The sequence below is a fragment of the Streptomyces sp. NPDC020490 genome (genome assembly GCF_044335305.1).
In the GTDB taxonomy this organism is placed as follows: domain Bacteria; phylum Actinomycetota; class Actinomycetes; order Streptomycetales; family Streptomycetaceae; genus Streptomyces.
Genome location: NZ_JBIRUY010000079.1, coordinates 8834 through 10228, shown reverse-complemented (window position 1 = coordinate 10228; position 1395 = coordinate 8834). Strand labels below are relative to the sequence as shown.

The 1395-nt window shown below is 79.5% G+C and carries 1 protein-coding gene and 1 pseudogene; both read right to left on the bottom strand.

Translation table 11 applies throughout. The features are described from left to right. Positions 1-96 precede the first annotated feature (96 nt). Positions 97-660, bottom strand: a complete 564-nt coding sequence (locus tag ACH4ZX_RS39805) for a SixA phosphatase family protein (RefSeq protein WP_398283748.1) — start codon at positions 658-660, stop codon at positions 97-99. Beyond that, positions 657-1289: pseudogene (locus tag ACH4ZX_RS39800) on the bottom strand (hypothetical protein); the annotation flags it as partial. The gene ACH4ZX_RS39805 and the pseudogene ACH4ZX_RS39800, both read right to left, overlap by 4 nt. Positions 1290-1395: the final 106 nt, after the last annotated feature.

Genomic DNA, 1395 nt, shown 5'->3' with positions numbered 1-1395 from the left:
CCCTCAAACGAGCCGAACACCGCAACCTGCCGCCACCAGCCACGGCAGTCCTCACGATCTCCAGACCACACACCACCTAAGTCACCGGCATTGGGGCTAGCCATGCTTCTTCCCGCCGCGCTTCTTCTCCCCCCTCGGCACGAGCACGCCGGTCAGCAGCGCCACGCCCGGGGCGAGCGCCTGCCAGTCGGTGCCGTGCCAGGCCAGCACGGCGATCGCGGACGTCGGGAACTTCGTCCGCACCCGCTCCAGCGTGCCACCGAGGCCGTCCCCGGCGAGTGCCAGCACCAGTTCCTCCAGGCCGGGGTTGTGCCCGATCAGGAGCAGCGTCCCGACCTCGGGCGGCGTCTCGCGCACCGCTGCCAGCAGTTCGGGCACGCCGGCGGCGTACAGCCGCGGGTCGTGGCGCACGGGCGGCGGCGTGCCCCACTGCGCCGAGGCCAGCTCCCAGGTCCGGCGGGCGCGGACGGCGGTCGAGCACAGGGCGAGGTCGGGGAGGCAGTCGGCCGCGGCCAGGGCGCGTCCGACGGCCGGGGCGTCCCGGCGGCCGCGGGGCGCCAGCGGGCGCTCGTGGTCGGGAACGCCGGCCGGCCAGGCCGACTTGGCGTGCCGCACGACGACCAGGCGGCGCAGCGGGCCCGCTCCGGCGCGCGCGATCACGCCGGGGATCCCAGGTCGCGGGTGAGGTCCAGGCCGAGCAGCCGGTCCGCGTAGGCGTACGTCTCGAAGCGGGCGCCGTCCGGCAGGCCGGGATCGCTCTCCACCCAGGTCAGGACCTCCAGCACGGCGGGCACGTCCAGGTCGTTCTCCCAGGCGGCGCGCAGCCGGCCTCGGACCTCGTCGGGGACCGGCCGGGACGGCCGGCGCGCCCAGGCGGCGACCGCGCCGCGCCAGCGTGCGAGGGTGTCACGGGCGTCGGTGAGGGCGGCCGCGTCGAGCCGTGCGGGCGCGGTGCGGGGCCGGGAGAGCAGAGCCAGGCGCAGCGCCGACGGGTCGTCCGCGCCGGCCGGGGTGTCGCCGGCCGGGGTGTCGGCGGTCGCGGCGGCGACGGCGACCCGGACGCCGTCGGGCACCGGCCCGTCCTCCGCCGCCACGTGGATGACCTGCGCCCCGCCCGGGCCGGGGCCCGCGTCCCGGCCGTCCTCGAAGGGCCGGACGCCCAGCGCCGCCGCCGAGGCGCGCAGGTCCTCCCGCTCCCGTTGGCCTGCCAGCAGCGCCCACGCCGGGGTGCCGCCGAGTTCCAGGGCTCGTACCAGCAGGTCGGCGACCAGCAGGACGCGCAGGGCGGTGGTGGGGGGGGGGGGGGGGGGGGGGGGGGGGGGCGGGGGGGCCCCGGCGGGGGGGGGGGGGGGGGGGGGGGGGGGGGGGGGGGGGGGGGGGTGTGGGGGGGGGGGG